The organism is Alkalicoccobacillus gibsonii, assembly GCF_016798245.1.
GTDB classification, from domain to species: domain Bacteria; phylum Bacillota; class Bacilli; order Bacillales; family Bacillaceae_D; genus Alkalicoccobacillus; species Alkalicoccobacillus gibsonii.
On record NZ_JAEUZA010000001.1, the window covers coordinates 939,524 to 958,203 of the forward strand.

The window sequence follows — 18,680 nt, forward strand, 5'->3', positions numbered from 1 at the left end:
CTTGTCTATTTATCTTGATAAACGTATCATGAAACGAAGCAATCTGCAATAAACGATGAAAGGATTGAGCAATGTGAATCTCCGCCTAGAGTGGGTCTACAAGCATCCGAAACGAACAGCACGCCATCAAATGATCTCTGATTACATGAGTGCAAATGAAGCACTCTTACTTGAAGAAGATCTGATAAAGACAGGTCGATCTGTACATTGTCAGTTTTTTGATGAGGACGACACAAGTTGGACTCGAAAAGAATTACTTACATTTTTAAAGAAAATGGAAACAGAACCCCATCAAGTGAAAGCTTATGTGGATGGAGGCTATCATAAGGAAACATCTGAGGCTGGACTTGGTATGGCTATTTATTATGAACAAAACGGTCAAAAGTGGCGCTTCAGGGTAAATGAGCGTATTGATGGGATTGAGGACAATAACGAAGCAGAATATGCTGCACTCGCTTATGTATTTACAATGTTTGAGCATTTAGGCATTCATCATCAATCAGTAACTATTTATACAGATTCTAAAACGCTTTACCATCAAATGTCCGGAGAATGGCCATGTTATGAAGAAACACTAATACGGTGGGCGGACCGAATTGAAGCTAAGGCGAAACACCTTGGGCTGAAACCTACGTATTCATTTATTGGAAGACATCTTAACAAAGAGGCAGATCAACTAGCCTCTCAGGCACTTGAAGGTATCTTTATTGAAGGAAAGAAAGAACAGACAAAAAAAGGATGAACGTCTTTTTACACGTCCATCCTTGAACTTATTTTAATGCTTGTAACACTTGATCTGCATATTTGTTTTGTAGCCTGGTAACCCCTAGTGGCTCTTGTTTTCGTCCGTACGTCTCATGGTGAAAATCAGATCCGCCTGTCCGGTAAATGGTGTGACCTGTTTTTTGCTCCGCTTCTGTACAAAGCGCCTCATACCGTTCTCTGTCTTCAGAGTTATGGTCACGATGATACACTTCTATTCCATCCATATGATATTCAGTAATCCAATCAATTAATACATGATCAAGACCATAGTATCCTGGATGAGCAACGATTGACAGTCCTCCGACACGATGTGTCCAGTCGATGGCTTCCTGTATCGTCATTTCCTTCTCTTTTTCAACATAACATGGCTTGCCTTCAGCTAAGTATTGGTCAAATGCCTCAGCGACCGTTTCCACAACCCCATGTCGAACTAAAACTTTAGCAACGTGCGGACGCCCAATACTCCCACCATCGGCTTCAGCCAATACCTCATCCGCAGAAACACGAACACCAACTGCTGCTAGCTTTGAAAGCATTTTTGTCATTCTACGTTCACGCATTTCGCGTTGTTTTTTAAGCATTGATAAAAATTCCGAATGAGTAGGATCAACACCAAGCCCAAGCATGTGTACACTCTTTCCTTTATAGACACATGAAAATTCAATTCCAGGAAGGACACGTATGCCAAGCTCTTGACCTACCTCTGTCGCTTCATAAACCCCATCTATCGTATCGTGATCAGTTAATGCAATTTGAGTTAGCCCCACCGCATGGCATTTCTCTAAAAGCTGACGAGGGGAATAACCCCCATCAGATGCCGTAGAATGCATATGAAAATCACTTGTTGCCGCCTCTGTCTCTCTCAAGGCTATTCTCCCCCTCGCACTAGATTACTTTTTCCACCATGTATCATAAATGGTCGCTGGGAGCTGACGCTTATGCTCTGTTTTCTTATAACGTTCTTCAAGAGCAGCTGCAACCGGTGTATCAATTTTCTTTCCTTCAAGATAATCATCAATTTGATCATAGGTCATGCCTAGCGCTTGCTCATCAGGAAGTCCAGGCTGATCATCCTCAAGGTCTGCAGTTGGCTCCTTTGTATATAGATGCTCAGGAGCACCTAGTTCTTTCAAGATTTGCTTACCTTGGCGCTTTGTTAATCCAAACAAAGGCGTTAAATCAGCAGCTCCATCACCAAATTTTGTGTAGAATCCAGTAACAGCTTCAGCAGAATGGTCCGTTCCGATTACAAGTAGACCAAAGTGCGCGCCTAAATCGTACTGTGCTTTCATACGTTCACGTGCTTTCGTGTTACCTTTTAAGAAGTCAGAAATCGGTTCACCTACAACCGTTTTAAATGTTTCTGAAGATGCATCAACTGCAGGTTTTATATTCACAGTGTGAGTTTTAGTCGGGTTGATAAATTGAACCGCGTCACGCGCGTCCGCTTCATCCTTCTGTTCGCCGTAAGGAAGTCTCACTGCATGAAATTCATAGGACACAGCCGCTTGTTCAGCGTTCAGTTCATCAATCGCTAGTTGTGTTAATTTGCCTGCTAATGTGGAATCTTGTCCTCCGGAAATTCCTAAAATATAGCCCTTTGCACCACTTTTCACAAGATACTCCTTGAGAAATTGCACTCTTGTTTTAATCTCTTCCTTTGAATCCACTGCTGGTTGTGTATGTAGAGCTTCAATAATAGATAGTTGTGTTTCGTTCATGGGTAAACCCTCCTAAAAGTGTATAGTTAGTCTCTTCCCTAAAAAGAGCTTCAATATGCCTTTATTTGTGTAGTAGTGTGGTTAATTGATCAAGCTGACCCTCTTGTCTTAAGATTTGCTCCTGCCATTGCCCAAACAAATCGAAATGAGGGAATTCATCACGGACATGTATCCATTCTTTTTTTAATCCGTATTTCGAGCCCCACTCAATTAATCGATCAACGTCACAGCAGGCTACCTTCGTAACTGTTGTGCAATCGGGAAACCGGTCGTCAAGCCAATAATGCGTAAGAAAAGCGATTTCACCTGACTTAGCAGCTCGCTTCCAGTTATTAAGTTGTGGTCTCTTGATCCCAAAGGCCATTATGAATCCTCTTTCAATTTGATCTCTTCATATTTTGCAAACCATTCCGGAAATACTTTTTTAAATGCTGCTGGTTTAAACGTTTCCTTGCTAACAATAATATGTGTAGTGGATCCTTCTACACAGATATCTCCATGTTGATTTGAGATCACATATTTATACTCAGTGCGAAGGCCGTCGTTTTTCGCAACCCACGTTGTGACTGTTGCATCATCACCATAACGAACAGGTTTTTTGTAGGTAGCTTGTACATCATAGACCGGAGCATAGTACCCTTGCTCTTCCATTTCTACATAGCTATAACCGATATCCTCAATTAAGCCTTGTCTCCCAAGTTCAAAATATTTCAGGTAATTTGCATGATAGACAACTCCCATCATGTCCGTGTCAGCATATAAAAGTTGTATGGTGCGTTTACTCTTGAATTCCACAAATATGTCTCCTTTGTTCCAATTACATACAGCATTTGTTTGGTTAATTATAACATAATCCATTTTGCACACAACGAATAGCCTTTAGACTGAACGTTTCACATCTTCACTTGATATTGTTTGAAGAGATTTAATATCAGTATCTTTCTCCGCTGAAAGTCTTAATGCTTGCTGCTGAACTATTTGTTCGAACAATTGATCCACATAACGACCATTGGCATGATGTCCTTCATCAGGAATCACTTCAAACAATGCGTCTTTTGCTTCTGATAAAAACTCGTATCCTACTGCGCTTGCTCGGTTAATGGTCATTTCAACAAGCTCGTTTTTATTGTAGTCTTGAAAGGTTATATGCTTTCTAAATCGTGAACGAAGCCCAGGATTAGCAGACAATAATTGCTCGATTTCTTTTTCATATCCCGACAAAATAACAACAAGATTCTCATCATGTACTGTCATCGCTTCAACAAGAGCAGTGATTGCCTCCTGACCATAATCTGTGGAGGACCCTTGGATAAGAGAATAAGCTTCATCAATAAACAGTACCCCACCTAATGCGTCTTTAATGACTTCCTTTGTTTTTAGAGCTGTTTGACCTGCGTAACCAGATACAAGATCTGCACGTCCTACTTGTAACACATGTCCACGTTTTAGCAAGCCTAACTCTTTTAATGCCTTTGAATAAATGGATGCAACCGTTGTTTTACCGGTGCCAGGTGATCCACTAAATGTTGTATGAAGCTGAAGTGGCATGGACTGGAGACCTCGTTCACGTCTTAACTGTTGAACTTCAGCATAGGCAGTTAACTGCTTTAGCTCATTTTTAACGTTATCCATTCCAATCAACTGATTTAGCTGACTCGACGCAGACAAGTCATTTTCGTTCTTTTGCTTTTTAAAATGCTCAGCCTCAAGTTTGATAAAATCCGGAGCTGATCCTTGTTCTTCTAAAGTAGCCCCTTTCTCGAAAATAGCTTTGTACACCAAATTCTGAACGGTACGCGCGTTACCAAACGATGCATCTACTTTTTCCTCTTCAATTTGTTCTTTTAAAGAAACAAGAGCAGGCTCTGTTAGTATAAAATCATTATCAATTGCCATTCGCTCTGCAATGTCTAGTAGCTCACTGGATGTATAATCCCTTAGATGAAGATGGTTTTGTTCAGGAAATCTACTTCTAAGCCCGGGGTTTGAACGAAGGAATGTACGCATTTCTTCAGGATACCCAGCTAACACAACCGCAAAAGTACCTGCATACTGACCACTTGTCATCGCAGATACAAGCGTGTCAATAACGGTTTGTCCATAATCATTCCCACTGGCATCTGCTCGTTTTAAGCTATATGCTTCATCAATAAACAGAACTCCACCAGATGCACGCTCAATTGCTTTTAACGTTAGCTCTTCCGTTTGACCTACATATCCAGCGACTAATTGCGAACGATCTACCTCATATACACTTTCTTGTTTTAGCAAACCAAGCTCATAATAAATGCGAGCGAGCAAACGCGCTATGGTCGTTTTACCTGTACCTGGATTTCCAGTTAGAATCATATTTAAGTTGATTCCTTCCTTCATTCGATACCCTTCTGTTTCACGCTTTTTTTGATAGGATAAGAACTGATAAAGCTTATGTACACGTTCTTTAATTTCAGACAAACCAATCATCTTAGATAGTTTACGCAGTGCCGTATCCTCTTGCTCTTCACCTGTGACTTGTTTTAATCGATCTTGCCACTGCTTCTGAATCGACTTAATTTCCTCAACGGCTTGTTTTAATTCCTTAAATTGTGAAGCTGAATAATAGACCCCATCTAAAGAATGAGCATACGCTTCCGTAGCTTTTGAAATTCGTAAGTAAGGCTCTTCGAATTGTTGGAATGTTTTCCACAACAGGTCAATGTGCTCATAATGCGAACTTTTTGCTTCTTGTTTTAATTCAGCTAGTGAATGAATTTGCTCCTCTAATTGACTCTTAGAACGAAAATACTGTTCAGCCAATTGATAATAACGCTTCGCTGACTCTTTTTTAGCAGTACCATGATCCGTTTCCCGGATAGCAGGAAAATCTAAAGGAATAGCCGCATGAATGAACTGATCAATAATTAATTCCGCTTGTAAAAATTGGGCCATCTGACTGGATTGATCATAAACCTTTGCTTCTTTAACCCAGTTTGCCAGCAAGGAGTCAACTGTATTTAACCGCTTGTACCTAGCAAGAGCCAGAAGAATTAATCCATCGGCATAAGATGTTGGAGATTGTTGTTTAAGCTCCTCTTCCCATTGGGACAGGTGGCGCCAAAGTTTGGTTTCATCTACTTCTTGCTTTCCTGCTTTAATGTTTTCAAGCCAGCCTTTTAGATCCTCTAGCGATTCAATGGATTGTAGCATGTGATCCTCTCCTCGTACATTTACATATCTATTCAAACTATATCAGAAGTGATTTTATACCAAAAGAAAAAGGGTTTACTTTGTGTGACTAACGGAAAACATCCACCCCGATTGTTGGGATGGATGTCATCTACTTTAGCCTTTTGGAGGGATATAGTCAGGTTTTTGGTTCGATTTCGTATTCATTTTTTTCCCGTTATTTGAACTTGACTCACGGGGTTGCGTACCTAAATGATCTGGACGAAATTGTCTGCCTTCTTGATTTGGTTTGGTCATCTATCTGACACCTCCTATTGGTCTAACCATAGGATTGCCTAGACGTCTCTTTTTATCCAAAATAAGACTTACTCATCAGAGTCTTTTCGTCTGTTTTTAAGAAGATCTTCAAGTGCATCTAAAATTTCATCTTTTGAGAGATTAGATGCTTCGTTTGATTTCTTCGTTTCTTCGTCTGATGGCATAGCATTTTCATCAGTCTGCTGCGTAGAAGGTTTCTGTGTTGTTGCTTCCTCTTCTTCATTTATTTCTGGTAATGTAGGTGTCTCTTGTTGGCTTTGTGACAAGTGCTTTGGCTCAGGAACTTCATAATAATCTCCCTCAACCGTAGTTACATAATTCTGTCTCCGTCTTGTTTCTTTATCAAGCAAACTATAGACAACTGGAATAACAAACAGTGTTAAAAGCGTTCCACTAATCAATCCTCCAATGATGGCAATCGCCATTGGTTGTTGGAATTCGGACCCCTCTCCGATAGCAAGGGATAATGGCACCATCCCAAGAATCGTCGTTGCAGATGTCATAACAATCGGTCTTGTACGAAGCTGAACAGATTCAATTAATGCTTGATACGTAGACATTCCCTTTTCCTTCATCTGGTTTACGAAATCAAGCATGACAATCCCGTTGTTTACAACAATACCAAGCAAAATGATTAAACCGATAAATGTTGTAATACCGATCGCTGTTTGAGTGACCACAAGCGCAATCGACAAACCAATGACAACAAGTGGGACTGTAAACATGATAATAAATGGTAACTTCAACGATTCAAATTGTGCTGCCATTATTAAATAGATGAAAATGGCTGCTAGTACAATAGCTAAAATCATACTATTAATCGAATCATCTAATATCTCTTGTTCCCCACCATACGTAAACGTAGTTGCTTCATCAAGCTCAATGTCTTCTACGATCGTATCAACCGCTGAACGAATGGCACTAAGATTACTTGCTTCAGTGTACGTAACTGTGAATTCAACCGCACCTTCTTGGTTTAATCGTTGAATGGATGCAGCGCTCATCCCCTCATCAATCGAAGCCACTTCATTTAAGGTAATGAATTCACCTTCCGCATTACGGATATTAAGATTCTCGAGTTCCTCAGTACTTTCTGTTGACTCCGGAGCAAGACGAACAATCACTTCTAAGAATTGCTCTTGCTCTTCAATAACTGTTGCTACTTCTCCTCTTGTCGCTGTATTTACCTGTTGCGCAATTTCAGATGGTGTCAAACCATTAGAACGTGCTGCCTCTTCATCAATGGTAAGAAGAATTTCTGGTACTTGTTCTTCTATACTTAATTCAATATCACGAACCAATCGTTCGTCATTTAATTCAGCTTGTAATTCATCAGCCTCTTCATACAGTCTCTCTTGATTTGAATCAGTTAACGTAAATTGCAGCGTATTTGCTTCGCCTCCAAATGCGGCAGAAGCTGTATATGCTCTTATCTCAGCATCGGAATCAGCACGCTCAATTTCACGCTCAATCGACTCTAAGAAGGCGGCCGTGCTTTGATTTCGATCATCTGGGTCGACCATTGATACGGTAATTTCAGCCGTATAGCTGGAGTTACTTCCGCCCATCATCTGATTATCACTAGAGCCTGCAGTACTTACATAGTTCTCAATTTCTCGATACCCGTCTAAAATCTCTTCGACTGACTCAACGGCCTCTTGCGTTCGTTCTAAACTTGTCCCAGGCTCTAACTCAATGTCTACAAAGAATGAACCTTGGTCACTATCTGGAATTAACTCAGTTCCAACAGTTGTTAAACCAACTATTCCACCTACTAATAGAACAAACGTAATGGCAAGCACCGTAAATCGATGTTTTAATGACCAAATTGTTGAATGTCTTAACCCTTCCATCACTCTAGATGTTCGACGTTTAGACTCTGTTTCCTCATTTGGTTTTTTAAGCAAACGGCTTGCGAGCATCGGTACAACTGTTAAAGCAACGAGTAAGGATGCAATTAAACTAAATGAAACCGTGTAGGCTAATTCCTTAAACAAATCGCCTACAATTCCACTTATAAATACAATCGGTAAGAAGACAGAAACAGTTGTAAGCGTTGATGCTATAATCGCTCCACTTACTTCTTTAGTCCCGTCGAATGCAGCCTGCCTTGGTTCTTTTTTCATGGACAGATGACGATAAATATTTTCAATAACAACAATGGCATTATCTACTAACATCCCAATACCAAGCGCCAGTCCACCCAAGCTCATAATGTTCAGGCCGATGTCTGCAAAAAACATGAATCCAAATGTAACGATAACTGAGAAAGGAATAGCAATTCCTACAATAAAAGGAGTCTTAAGGTTGCGTAAAAAGAATAACAAAACAACCATGGCCAGAAGACCACCATAAATCATTGCACTTGTTACACTATCAATCGAGGCAGATATAAAATCTCCTTCATCATAAAGAATTGCGGCTTCAAGATCCTCATATTCAGAGTCAAGAAGCAATTCTTCAAGTTGATCATTAACAGCATTTGAAATCTGAACTGTGTTTGCACCAGACTCTGGCATGATACTCAGTTCAATTGCTTCTTGTTGATTAGATCGTGTAAGTACTTCTTGATCTTCAAGGGCTACCCTTACCTCTGCCACGTCCGTTAAAATCAGTTCATCTCCTGTAGAATTAACACCTACAACTAGCTCTTCTAATTCTTCGACATTTGAGAGCTCTTTTACGACTCTCGTTGTTAAACTTAAATCATCTCTTTTTACCGTTCCACCTGGGAGAGAGATATCACTAGCTTGAATCGCTGAAACAATCTCACCTTGACTTAATCCTGCTTCCTCTAATGATGCTGGATCAAGATCTACTTGTATTTCTTCTGATAAACTACCGCTTTCCCCAACGCTCGCTACACCAGGTATACGAATGAGTTCATCCTCAAGATCAGATACTTTGTCTTGAAAATCAACTAAATCGGCGTTTGAAGTAACAGCCATTTGAATCAGAGGCATCATGGATGGATCAAATTTTACAAAACTTGGTTCGTTTGCATCTGAGGGGAGGTTTGCACCTCGTAGTGTGTTAATAATATCTAATTCTACATCTTCAATATTTGTCGACCAGTCAAACTCAAGGATAATCATGGAAGTGCCTTCCATTGAATTAGAGGTCATATTCTTTAAACCAGAGGTTGTTGATAATTGTTGTTCGAGGGGTATTGTAACTGTATCTTCTATTTCGTTCGGGTTCACATCACTGTAACTCGTGATAACAGCGGCTACAGGAGGGTTAATTTCGGGAAATAATTGTAGCGGCAACCTCGTCAGTGCCACTATACCAATGATAATGAATAGGACCATTCCTACTAAGGTAAAAATAGGCCTTCGGATCGAAAAATTGATCATATAAACGTATCCTCCATCTTCCAATTTTTATGTATTCTCTATGTTCCTAGTCCAACTATACATACATTCCCTGCTTTTTAAAACTAAAAACCTCTTAAGTACTTGTGAATAAAATTTGTACAAAAAAAAGAACAGTCTGAGCAACAGACTGTTCTTTTAATGAAGTAAATTAAGCTAGTTTACTGCGAAGGACCATTGGCAGAATACCACCATGGCGATAGTAGTCTACGTCTACTTCACTGTCAAAGCGAACAAGTGCTTCAAACGTAGTGACTTTACCGTCTTCAGCAGTAGCCGTTACAGTTACATGCTCACGTGGTTTCACATCGTTCGTAATATCAACACTAATTGCTTCTCTTCCAGTTAGTCCTAGAGATTCAGCGTTTTCTCCATCTTTATATTGCAATGGAAGAACACCCATTAACACAAGGTTACTACGGTGAATACGCTCGTAACTCTCTGCAATAACTGTTTTAATTCCAAGTAAGTTTGTTCCTTTTGCAGCCCAGTCTCTTGAGCTTCCCATTCCATAATCTTTTCCTGCAAGAATGGCAAGTCCTGTTTGAGAATCTTTGTACTTCATTGCTGCATCGTAAATTGGCATAACTTCTTCAGTTGGCCAATATGTTGTGAAGCCACCTTCCGTACCAGGTGCTACTTCGTTACGAATACGAATGTTTGCAAACGTTCCACGCATCATCACTTCATGATGACCACGTCTAGAACCATAAGAGTTGAAGTCACGAGGCTCAACACCTTTGTCCATTAGGTATTTCCCTGCTGGCGTTGTTTTACCAATTGCGCCTGCTGGTGAAATATGGTCCGTTGTTACGGAGTCACCAAATTTACAGATTACACGAAGATCAGACAGAGAATGAATATCCTGAGGCTCTTGTGTCAATCCTTCAAAATAAGGAGGATCTGCAATGTACGTTGAATCCTCATCCCATTTGTACAGAGAATCATCTGTTGTTTCAATTTCATTCCAACGTTGGTTTGCAGTGAAAACATCTGCATACTGTTCTTTAAATAGCTCTGGAGTCACTGTTTGGGCAACTACTTGCTTCACTTCTTCAGTTGAAGGCCAGATATCTTTGAAGAAAACGTCATTTCCGTCTTGGTCTTTGCCAAGTGGATCATTCTTCAGATCAACATCAACAGTACCTGCTAATGCATAAGCCACAACTAAAGGCGGGGAAGCTAGATAGTTTGCTTTCACTAGTGGGTGAATACGTCCTTCAAAGTTACGGTTACCTGAAAGCACAGAAGTAACAGTTAGGTCATTTGAAGAGATGGCATCTTCCACTTCAAGTTCAAGTGGTCCAGAGTTACCGATACATGTTGTACAGCCGTATCCAACATTATTAAATCCAAGTGTATCCATATACGATTGAAGTCCTGCTTTAGCAAGATATCCTGTTACAACCTTAGAACCTGGCGCAAGAGATGTTTTCACATACTCAGGAACTGTTAAGCCACGTTCTACTGCCTTTTTCGCAACAAGACCAGCACCAAGCATTACGTAAGGGTTGGAAGTGTTTGTACAACTTGTAATGGCTGCAATGGCAATTGCACCCGTTTTCATTGTTGCTTGACGTCCATCCTTATACTGCACATCAACGACTTTATCAAATTCTTTTTTGTCGAGACCAAGTCCTTGTGTACCAGAAGGAGCAACAACTGCTTTTTTAAACTGTGATTGCATATCTGTAAGCTTAATCAAATCTTGAGGACGCTTAGGACCTGAAAGATTTGCTTCGATTTCAGATAAATCAATCTCAACGATATCTGTGTACGTCGGATCAGCTGTTTCGCCTGGTACGTAGAATAGGCCGTTGGCTTTGTTATAATCTTCAACAAGCTGAATTTGTTTTTCATCGCGGCCTGTTAATCTCATATAATCAAGAGCTTCCGTATCAACCGGGAAGAATCCACATGTTGCACCGTACTCTGGAGCCATGTTTGAAATGGTCGCGCGATCAGCTAGTGGCATTTCAGAAAGTCCTGGTCCAAAGAACTCAACAAACTTCCCTACAACCTTTTTCTCACGAAGAACTTGTGTTACCTTTAACGCGATATCAGTAGCTGTGGTACCGCTTGCTAGATTTCCAACAAATTTAACCCCTACAACTTCAGGTACAGGGAAGTAAGAAGGCTGTCCAAGCATTCCTGCTTCAGCTTCAATTCCTCCAACACCCCAACCAAGTACACCAATACCATTAATCATGGTTGTATGGGAGTCTGTTCCAACAAGAGTATCAGGGAAAGCAACCGTTTCCTCACCTTGTTTAACTGCTTGAACAACGTTTGCAAGATATTCTAAGTTCACTTGGTGAACGATACCTGTTGCAGGTGGAACCGCTTGATAATTATCAAACGCTTTTTTTGCCCAATTTAAGAATTCATAACGTTCTTCATTACGTTCGAATTCAAGATTCATATTAAATGCTAATGAGTCATCCGTTCCGAACTTATCAACTTGAACCGAGTGGTCAATGACTAGATCAACCGGAATTTCAGGGTTAATAACCGCAGGATCGCCGCCTAATTTTGACATAGCTTGTCTAAGTGCAGCTAAGTCTACAACTGCAGGAACTCCTGTGAAATCCTGAAGAATCACTCGAGCAGGTTTAAATGGAACATCAATTTCTTTTTGACCTGACGTTCCCCATTGCGCTAAGTTTTCAACATGCTCTTTTTTAATCACATAGTCGTCATATTGACGTAGTACGGATTCAAGGAGCACTCTTACTGAAAAAGGTAGCTTGCTAATTTCACCAAGACCAGCCTTTTCTAGGGCTTCAAGTGCATAATAGTGGTAGGTTTCTCCCCCGCTTTGAAAGGAAGAACGTGCATTAAAAACATCGTTACTTTTTGACATGTTAGACCCTCCTTCTCCAAACTATCTTACCTTAGATCGACAATATTGTCTAAATGTGTGACTTTTTTAGAAAGCGCTTTAATATGTATTCATTCGCTCCCCCTAAATAGAATAGCAAAAAAAGGTCAGATTAGAAACCATTTTTCACGTAAATACTAAAATGAAAACATTAAACATTTAAACATTAGGAGGATAATGATGACAGAGCGCCATAACGCAAAAGACATTCGAAGTAATGCTGGCCAAGGTCAACGAGGCGGACAACCAAAGCCATTAAGTGGTTCTAAAAAAGTTAAAAAAGCGAATCACGTGAATCAAACGAACGGTGAAGGGTAACTTGATCTCTTTTTAGGCGTTAGATACAGTCCGTTTTTTTGGGGATTGCATATACTGTACTATCCATGTAAGAAGGAGGTGCTTTATATGGGTTATGAAAACGGAAGTGGTTTCGCGCTAATCGTTGTGCTTTTTATTCTTCTAGTGATTGTTGGTGCTAGCTGGTTATAAAATGCTCACATACGTAAATAGATACAGAGGGTGTGCGTACTCGCACACCCTCTGTTTAACGTTAAGACCAATTTGGTTCATATGTGTAAATCGTTATTCCATGATGCTTCGCTACACCCCGAAAATTCGACACATCCTCTGCTTTCATTAATGCTTGTCTAAATGTAAGGAAATCTTCTTTTTCTATTTTTAATTCTTGTATGTTATGACTTCTTAAGTCCTCTAAAAGAGACACCGCTTGCTCATTTGTCATTGTCTTCACCTATTTCTATGTTATTCTAAGATTAACTTTATCTTAGTAGAGGAAGTGGACCTATGCAACTATCATATTATGTAAACGCTTCTGTTACTGCTCAAGAAGTAGCAGACGTTTTTGAATCATCAGGCATTAAACGTCCAATCTCAGATCTAGCAAGAATTCAGCAAATGATTGATGCCGCCCCTCTTTTGATTTCTGTTCGCGATGACAAGAAACTTGTTGGGATCGCTCGGTCTTTAACTGACTTTTGCTATTGCTGCTATCTTTCGGATTTAGCTGTTCGAAAAGAGTATCAATCTGCAGGAATTGGGCGTGAACTTATCGAACAAACAAAAAAGGAGATTGGTGATTCATGTAGTCTCGTTTTATTGTCAGCACCAAATGCCATGGATTATTATCCGCGAGTCGGCTTAACGCCTGCTCATCATGCATTTTATAACCCGCGTAAGAAGTAATTACATGATTAAAGAAAGGTTGATGAACCGGCATGTCTGATTGGTTTATGTGGTTTATTGTCTTTTGGACTCTTTTTCTTATAACTATTATGTTTATCGGTGGATACTTTATGTTTCGAAAATTCCTTAAGCGTTTACCTAAAGAAGATGGTAAATCAATTCTCGATTGGCAGGATTATTATATTGATAAAGCGCTTCCTCTTTGGGACGAGCCACAAAAGCAGTTATTAAACGAACTAGTTGAACCAGTACCTGAATTGTTTCGTGATGTCGCTAAAGGAAAAATTGCTGGAAAGATTAGTCAGATCGCTTTAGAGGAAGATGCGACTTCCATTACTGAGCCGCATATGATTAGAGGCTATATACTCGCAACACCTAAGCGTGACCACAAGTTTCTTATAAAAACATTACAGAAAAAGCAAATTGATATGACACCTTACAAACACTTACTTGAGCATTCCTCATAACTTTTTTAGATCAGATAACAATTTTACATGGTTTGTTCGTTATTTATTCATTGTCAAATCGTACGATTATGAGTACCCTTGATTGTAGTTTAGTAGAGAAGGGACGTCTAACATGGTGAAGCATTCCTTACATGAAATTATAGAAATGAAACGCCAACAGCTTCTTGTGGCGTCTCGATCGAATGGCTTAAGCTCTTCAAATGTATTAAAAATCAGTCAAGAACTAGACAAGCTTCTTAACCAATATGATAAAGAAAACAAACGCACCCCATCCCACTTGCGATGAGGTGCGTTTTGATTATGAGACAATCGTGTCTGAGCCTTTTTGAAGCTCATACATTTTTTTGTAGAGCCCATTCATCTGAAGAAGCTGATGATGATTGCCTTGCTCTACACATTCACCTTGATGAAGAACGAGGATGTAGTCGGCATCTTTTATCGTTGAAAGACGATGAGCGATGGCAATTGTCGTTCGATTCTCTTGCATGTTCCGAAGTGCAGCTTGTATGACTTCTTCTGTTTCTGTATCGATGTTCGCAGTTGCTTCATCCATAATGAGAATACTTGGGTTATGAGCCATTGTACGCGCAAAAGAGATAAGCTGCCTCTGTCCTCCAGAAAGTGTTGAACCTCTCTCCGCGACTTCTGTTTCCCACGCATTAGGCAGTCTCTCAATAAAGTCTTTAGCTCCAACAAGTTCTGCCGCATCCATAGCAGCCTCTTTTGAGACAGTTGGACGTTCTAAGGTAATATTTGAAGCAATGGTCCCGCTATATAGAAATGAATCCTGTAAGACTAATCCCAGCTTTGACCTAAGTTCATGGTTTGAATAAGTGGATAAAGGCTGACCGTCAATATAGATTGTCCCTTTTTCAAGGTCATAAAACCTCATAAGAAGATTCACAATTGAACTTTTCCCACTTCCGCTATGTCCTACTAACGCTAATGTTTCTCCTTTGTTCACTTTAAATGAAATATTTTTTAACACGTCCGTTTCTTGATCATATGAGAATGTAACGTTCCTAAACTCGATGCTACTTTGACTTTCTGTATACTCGGTCAATACCTGTTTTTCAGAAGGGGCATACTCGTTGTGATCCATTAATGTAAATACTCGACCAGCAGATACGATTGCCTGCTGATACATCGAAAGGCGCATCATAATTTGATTAACTGGCTCAAAGAATCGATCCAAATAGTTTACAAATGCATAAACCACACCAATTTCAACAGTTGTTTGGAACGATTGAATGCCAAAGAATCCTAGCACAATGACTAAAGCAAGAATAGCTAAAATATCAACCATTGGCCTTAGGAGTAGCCCATCAATTTTCATCGCTTTAAGTCCTGCAATTGTGTGCCCTTCATTGACCTCTTTAAATTCGCCTCTAAGCCTTTTTTCCTGCCTAAACATTTGAACAATCGCCATTCCTTGGATTGATTCATTCATCTTCCCATTTAGTTGACTAAGCCTGCCGCTTAAGTCTGCATAAAATTTCGCACTCATTGAACGGTATATTTTCATTAGCAATAAGATCATCGGTAAAAAAATCAGACAATAGAGTGCCAGTGTTGCATTTAAATAGAACATTGCGATAAACGTTCCGAACAGAAATAAAAAATTTTGAACGAACACGGCTAACACACTCATATACAAATCTTTAATTGATTCTGTATCATTTGTAATGCGTGAGATCAAACCACCTGCAGGCGTACGGTCAAAAAAAGACAACCCCAATTTTTGAACATTTTCAAATACATCAAGCCTAAGCTTTTGTATAATGTTTAACGCCACTTCTTGGAACATTAATCCTTGAATATAGGTAGCAATCACCCCTCCAACGTGCAAAACAATATAAACAATTGCTAGGGTTAATAAAGGCGAAAAAGGAAATTCACCTACTGTTAAGTAATCATCAATAAAGATTTTAACCAGGATTGGTCCTAGCAATTCGGCTGCCGTCCCTATCCCGAGTAAGGATAACGCAAAAATGATTTTCACCCGATGTGGCTTCGTATACCGTAACAATCTGTATAAGAGTTGCTTCTGGTCTTTACTTGTTAGGACTCGATCTTCATGTTTCACGCATCCTTCCCTCCCTTCTCAACAACATACTCAAGCTGCTGCTGGTTATACATCGTAAAGTACCACCCTGACTGATTCATTAATTCATGATGTGTTCCTCGTTCAACAACTTCCCCTTTACTTAACACTAAAATGATATCAGCATGATGGATCGCACTGAGTCGGTGAGCTGTTATAATATTTGTACTGTATTTCCGGTGGGCTTTTAATTGTTTTAGAATTTCTTCCTCTGTCGCTGCATCCACAGCTGACAGGGCGTCATCCATCATAAGTACATTTGGGTTAGAAACAAGCGCACGAGCAATAGAGATGCGTTGTTTTTGACCTCCTGATAGTGTGACACCACGTTCTCCAACTAACGTGTCATAACCATTTTTGAACCCAATGATATCTTTATGTATATTAGCGAGCTGGCAGGCTTTAATGATCTCAGTCATAGATGCCTTTGGATTAGCGAAAGCCACATTTTCTGCAATGCTTGCTGAAAATAAAAAATGATCCTGTGGTACCGTTCCGTACATCTCTTTTACTCGCTTGAGTCGCCACTTATGTAATGGAATTCCGTCTATCTTAATTTGTCCTTCTGTTACATCATATTCTCTTTGTAACAAACGAAGCAGCGTTGTTTTTCCACTTCCTGTTTTTCCAACGATTCCAATGGTTTGACCTTTTTTAATTGTGACATTCATTTTATTTAATACGGCTTGTGATGAACCAGGATATTCAAAGGAATCGATCTGTACGTCAATTGTCCCATCAACTAGCTGATCATGTGCATCTGGTTCTTCAAAAATCGTTTCTTGTTCAGCAAGTAATGCTCTTATACGATCGTAAGAAGCGCGACCACGTTCAACCGTATTAAAAAACATCCCAAGAGCAAGCATAGGCCAAATTAAAAGGGATAAGTAAACAGTGAAACTAGTTAGTTCACCAATCGTTAATGTTCCGTTTACAACCGATCGAGCACCAAATACAATGGCAAGAAAGTAACAGATTCCAACAATTAACGAAATAGTTGGTGAGAATAATGCGTCAATTCGTGCCACCCTCATGTTTTTAAACACAACATCCAACGATTTCTTTTTAAATTGTTCTGTTTCAGCCTGTTCTTGTCCAAATGCTTTTGTTACTCTTACCCCACTTATCGCACCTTGGACGTTGTCATTTAATTCAGAAAACGACTTCTGTGCATCTCTAAATCGTCTATGTAATAAACCACCATAATAATTTGTTAATAGAGCCATAAGTGGCATAGGAGATAATGTGATCAGTGTTAATTTCCAGTCAATGACGATGGCCATTGTTAAAACGACCACCCCACCCATTGTGAGTGAGTCCACAATCGTCAATACCCCTTGGCCTGCCGTCATTTGCACAGCTCTCACATCATTTGTAGCATGAGCCATTAAATCACCAGTTTTAAACCGTTGATAAAATCGACTCGACATTTTGGTGAAGTGTTCATATAATTGATTGCGAATTGTTCTGGCAAGCCGAATAGATGCTCCAAAAATCATAATTCGCCAAACGTATCTCAGACCATATGTAATGACCCCCACAGAGAGTAACAATAAAATCCACTGAGTGAGGGAGGAGCGAGTTAATGTTGATTCGTTTATCCCATCAACAATTTGCCCAATGATATAGGGCGGTACAAGAACAAGTAAAGAAACAACGACTAAAACAAAAATCCCAAGGATATACGCTTTTTTCTCTTCTTTAAAAAACCACCACAAGTCTCTATAAACTCGCACATGATCCCCCTTCTAACGCAGAAAACACCTCATTTAGAGGTGCTTGCATCATTTATTTGGTTTGCTGCTTCTGCATAGCTTTCATCATTTGATTAATCTTTTTCTGTGATGGGTTTTGTCCCATTTGCATCATCATTACACGTAGCATTTGTTCATTGATAGGCGGGTTCTTTTTCAAGTAAGACATCATTGTTTTACGAGCAACAAAGAATCCGATAGCTAGTCCAGCAAGAACAGCTACTGTATAACCAATAATATGAATCCACATTTCGGTGAACGTCCTCCTTCAAACTAAATCAAACGACGGAATCGCTCCGTACATCCTCATCTATTATATCTTAAGTTGGAACGCATTTAAAGGAAAGGTTTTCAAATAGAATGGCTATTTTGGAAGGCTTGTACTTTTTTTATTGGACCCAGCCACCCAAAACGCTTTTGTCCTACGTTCACGGCAAAGAAATACGTATTTAACTCCTTCAACCTCTCAAATAGACGCGTCTCGATCTCAAGCTTGCCAAATGCTAAGAGTAAAAGGTGTTGATCTTTAATTTTAACATCTATCCAGCTGCCTGATGATCGATGCTCCATTCGAAATGTTGATAAATCTAACCTCTCACTACTTAGATAATAATCTTCCTGCATAAGAATATTTGATACATCTTTAGTTGGTAGTGGCTTCGTGATATATTCAACTTGTTTTGTAAGTAGGAGCTTTAACGAGTGATCTGCAGTAAAACGCTCACAAAATAAATTAAAAAGCTTAATTTCCTGCCCATAGTATCGATTCACAATAGCTTCATCTAGTAGATACAATTGGTAGCTTCTCAATTGAACCCCTCCTCTTATATACAGTATGTTTGCCAAGTATACATAACTCATATTAAAAAGGCTGTTTCTTACTGTCGAAGAATTGGTCGATGCTTGTCATAAAAAAAGAGGCAGTCCT

19 protein-coding genes are annotated in these 18,680 nt (G+C 39.7%); 6 read left to right on the forward strand and 13 right to left on the reverse strand.

The window, feature by feature from the left end; all coding sequences use genetic code 11:
• Positions 1-73 precede the first annotated feature (73 nt).
• Positions 74-742, forward strand: coding sequence for a reverse transcriptase-like protein (locus JNO66_RS05160; protein WP_203087116.1), 669 nt, complete (start codon positions 74-76; stop codon positions 740-742).
• 28 nt (positions 743-770) lie between these two features.
• On the opposite strand, the gene JNO66_RS05165 is transcribed toward JNO66_RS05160, so the two are convergent.
• From JNO66_RS05165 to acnA, 8 genes are all read right to left on the reverse strand, one after another.
• Complete coding sequence (locus tag JNO66_RS05165) at positions 771-1,631, reverse strand: PHP domain-containing protein (RefSeq protein ID WP_246483167.1); 861 nt, start codon at positions 1,629-1,631, stop codon at positions 771-773.
• Between the two features lie 24 nt (positions 1,632-1,655).
• Positions 1,656-2,486 carry an ammonia-dependent NAD(+) synthetase gene (nadE, locus tag JNO66_RS05170; protein WP_203087117.1) on the reverse strand — a complete coding sequence of 277 codons (831 nt, stop codon included), beginning with the start codon at positions 2,484-2,486 and terminating at the stop codon, positions 1,656-1,658.
• A gap of 61 nt (positions 2,487-2,547) precedes the next feature.
• Positions 2,548-2,850 carry a hypothetical protein gene (locus JNO66_RS05175; protein WP_203087118.1) on the reverse strand — a complete coding sequence of 101 codons (303 nt, stop codon included), beginning with the start codon at positions 2,848-2,850 and terminating at the stop codon, positions 2,548-2,550.
• Positions 2,850-3,281, reverse strand: a complete 432-nt coding sequence (locus tag JNO66_RS05180; protein ID WP_273753158.1) for an acyl-CoA thioesterase — start codon at positions 3,279-3,281, stop codon at positions 2,850-2,852. The genes JNO66_RS05175 and JNO66_RS05180 overlap by 1 nt, the downstream gene beginning before the upstream one ends.
• 84 nt (positions 3,282-3,365) lie before the next feature.
• Positions 3,366-5,672, reverse strand: coding sequence for an AAA family ATPase (locus JNO66_RS05185; protein WP_203087120.1), 2,307 nt, complete (start codon positions 5,670-5,672; stop codon positions 3,366-3,368).
• 135 nt (positions 5,673-5,807) lie between these two features.
• Positions 5,808-5,948, reverse strand: coding sequence for an acid-soluble spore protein N (locus JNO66_RS05190; RefSeq protein ID WP_203087121.1), 141 nt, complete (start codon positions 5,946-5,948; stop codon positions 5,808-5,810).
• Between the two features lie 68 nt (positions 5,949-6,016).
• Positions 6,017-9,325, reverse strand: coding sequence for an efflux RND transporter permease subunit (locus JNO66_RS05195; RefSeq protein ID WP_203087122.1), 3,309 nt, complete (start codon positions 9,323-9,325; stop codon positions 6,017-6,019).
• Between the two features lie 169 nt (positions 9,326-9,494).
• Positions 9,495-12,206, reverse strand: coding sequence for an aconitate hydratase AcnA (gene acnA, locus JNO66_RS05200; protein ID WP_203087123.1), 2,712 nt, complete (start codon positions 12,204-12,206; stop codon positions 9,495-9,497).
• Between the two features lie 198 nt (positions 12,207-12,404).
• On the opposite strand from acnA, the gene JNO66_RS05205 reads away from it, so the two are divergent.
• Positions 12,405-12,542 (forward strand): small acid-soluble spore protein P, encoded by a 138-nt coding sequence (locus JNO66_RS05205; RefSeq protein ID WP_203087124.1) that lies wholly within the window; start codon positions 12,405-12,407, stop codon positions 12,540-12,542.
• A gap of 87 nt (positions 12,543-12,629) precedes the next feature.
• A complete protein-coding gene (locus tag JNO66_RS05210) occupies positions 12,630-12,713 on the forward strand; it encodes a YjcZ family sporulation protein (RefSeq protein ID WP_203087513.1) in 84 nt (27 codons plus the stop codon).
• A 61-nt stretch (positions 12,714-12,774) separates the two neighbouring features.
• Here JNO66_RS05210 and JNO66_RS05215 read toward each other — a convergent pair whose 3' ends face one another.
• The gene (locus tag JNO66_RS05215) at positions 12,775-12,966 is read right to left on the reverse strand and encodes a hypothetical protein (RefSeq protein WP_203087125.1); all 192 of its coding nucleotides are present in this window, start codon (positions 12,964-12,966) and stop codon (positions 12,775-12,777) included.
• A 62-nt stretch (positions 12,967-13,028) separates the two neighbouring features.
• On the opposite strand from JNO66_RS05215, the gene JNO66_RS05220 reads away from it, so the two are divergent.
• The 3 genes from JNO66_RS05220 (at position 13,029) to JNO66_RS05230 (ending at position 14,180) form a co-directional block, all read left to right on the forward strand.
• Positions 13,029-13,427, forward strand: coding sequence for a GNAT family N-acetyltransferase (locus JNO66_RS05220; RefSeq protein ID WP_203087126.1), 399 nt, complete (start codon positions 13,029-13,031; stop codon positions 13,425-13,427).
• A gap of 32 nt (positions 13,428-13,459) precedes the next feature.
• Positions 13,460-13,894 (forward strand): DUF2621 domain-containing protein, encoded by a 435-nt coding sequence (locus JNO66_RS05225; RefSeq protein ID WP_203087127.1) that lies wholly within the window; start codon positions 13,460-13,462, stop codon positions 13,892-13,894.
• Between the two features lie 112 nt (positions 13,895-14,006).
• Positions 14,007-14,180 (forward strand): aspartyl-phosphate phosphatase Spo0E family protein, encoded by a 174-nt coding sequence (locus tag JNO66_RS05230; RefSeq protein ID WP_203087128.1) that lies wholly within the window; start codon positions 14,007-14,009, stop codon positions 14,178-14,180.
• Between the two features lie 12 nt (positions 14,181-14,192).
• Here JNO66_RS05230 and JNO66_RS05235 read toward each other — a convergent pair whose 3' ends face one another.
• From JNO66_RS05235 to sirA, 4 genes are all read right to left on the reverse strand, one after another.
• The gene (locus JNO66_RS05235) at positions 14,193-15,980 is read right to left on the reverse strand and encodes an ABC transporter ATP-binding protein (protein WP_203087129.1); all 1,788 of its coding nucleotides are present in this window, start codon (positions 15,978-15,980) and stop codon (positions 14,193-14,195) included.
• Complete coding sequence (locus JNO66_RS05240) at positions 15,977-17,734, reverse strand: ABC transporter transmembrane domain-containing protein (protein ID WP_203087130.1); 1,758 nt, start codon at positions 17,732-17,734, stop codon at positions 15,977-15,979. Before JNO66_RS05240 ends, JNO66_RS05235 begins: the two co-directional genes overlap by 4 nt.
• 52 nt (positions 17,735-17,786) lie before the next feature.
• Positions 17,787-18,002 carry a YneF family protein gene (locus tag JNO66_RS05245; RefSeq protein WP_203087131.1) on the reverse strand — a complete coding sequence of 72 codons (216 nt, stop codon included), beginning with the start codon at positions 18,000-18,002 and terminating at the stop codon, positions 17,787-17,789.
• 101 nt (positions 18,003-18,103) lie between these two features.
• Positions 18,104-18,562: a sporulation inhibitor of replication protein SirA gene (gene sirA / locus JNO66_RS05250; protein WP_203087132.1), complete on the reverse strand. Its 459-nt coding sequence runs from the start codon at positions 18,560-18,562 to the stop codon at positions 18,104-18,106.
• Positions 18,563-18,680: the final 118 nt, after the last annotated feature.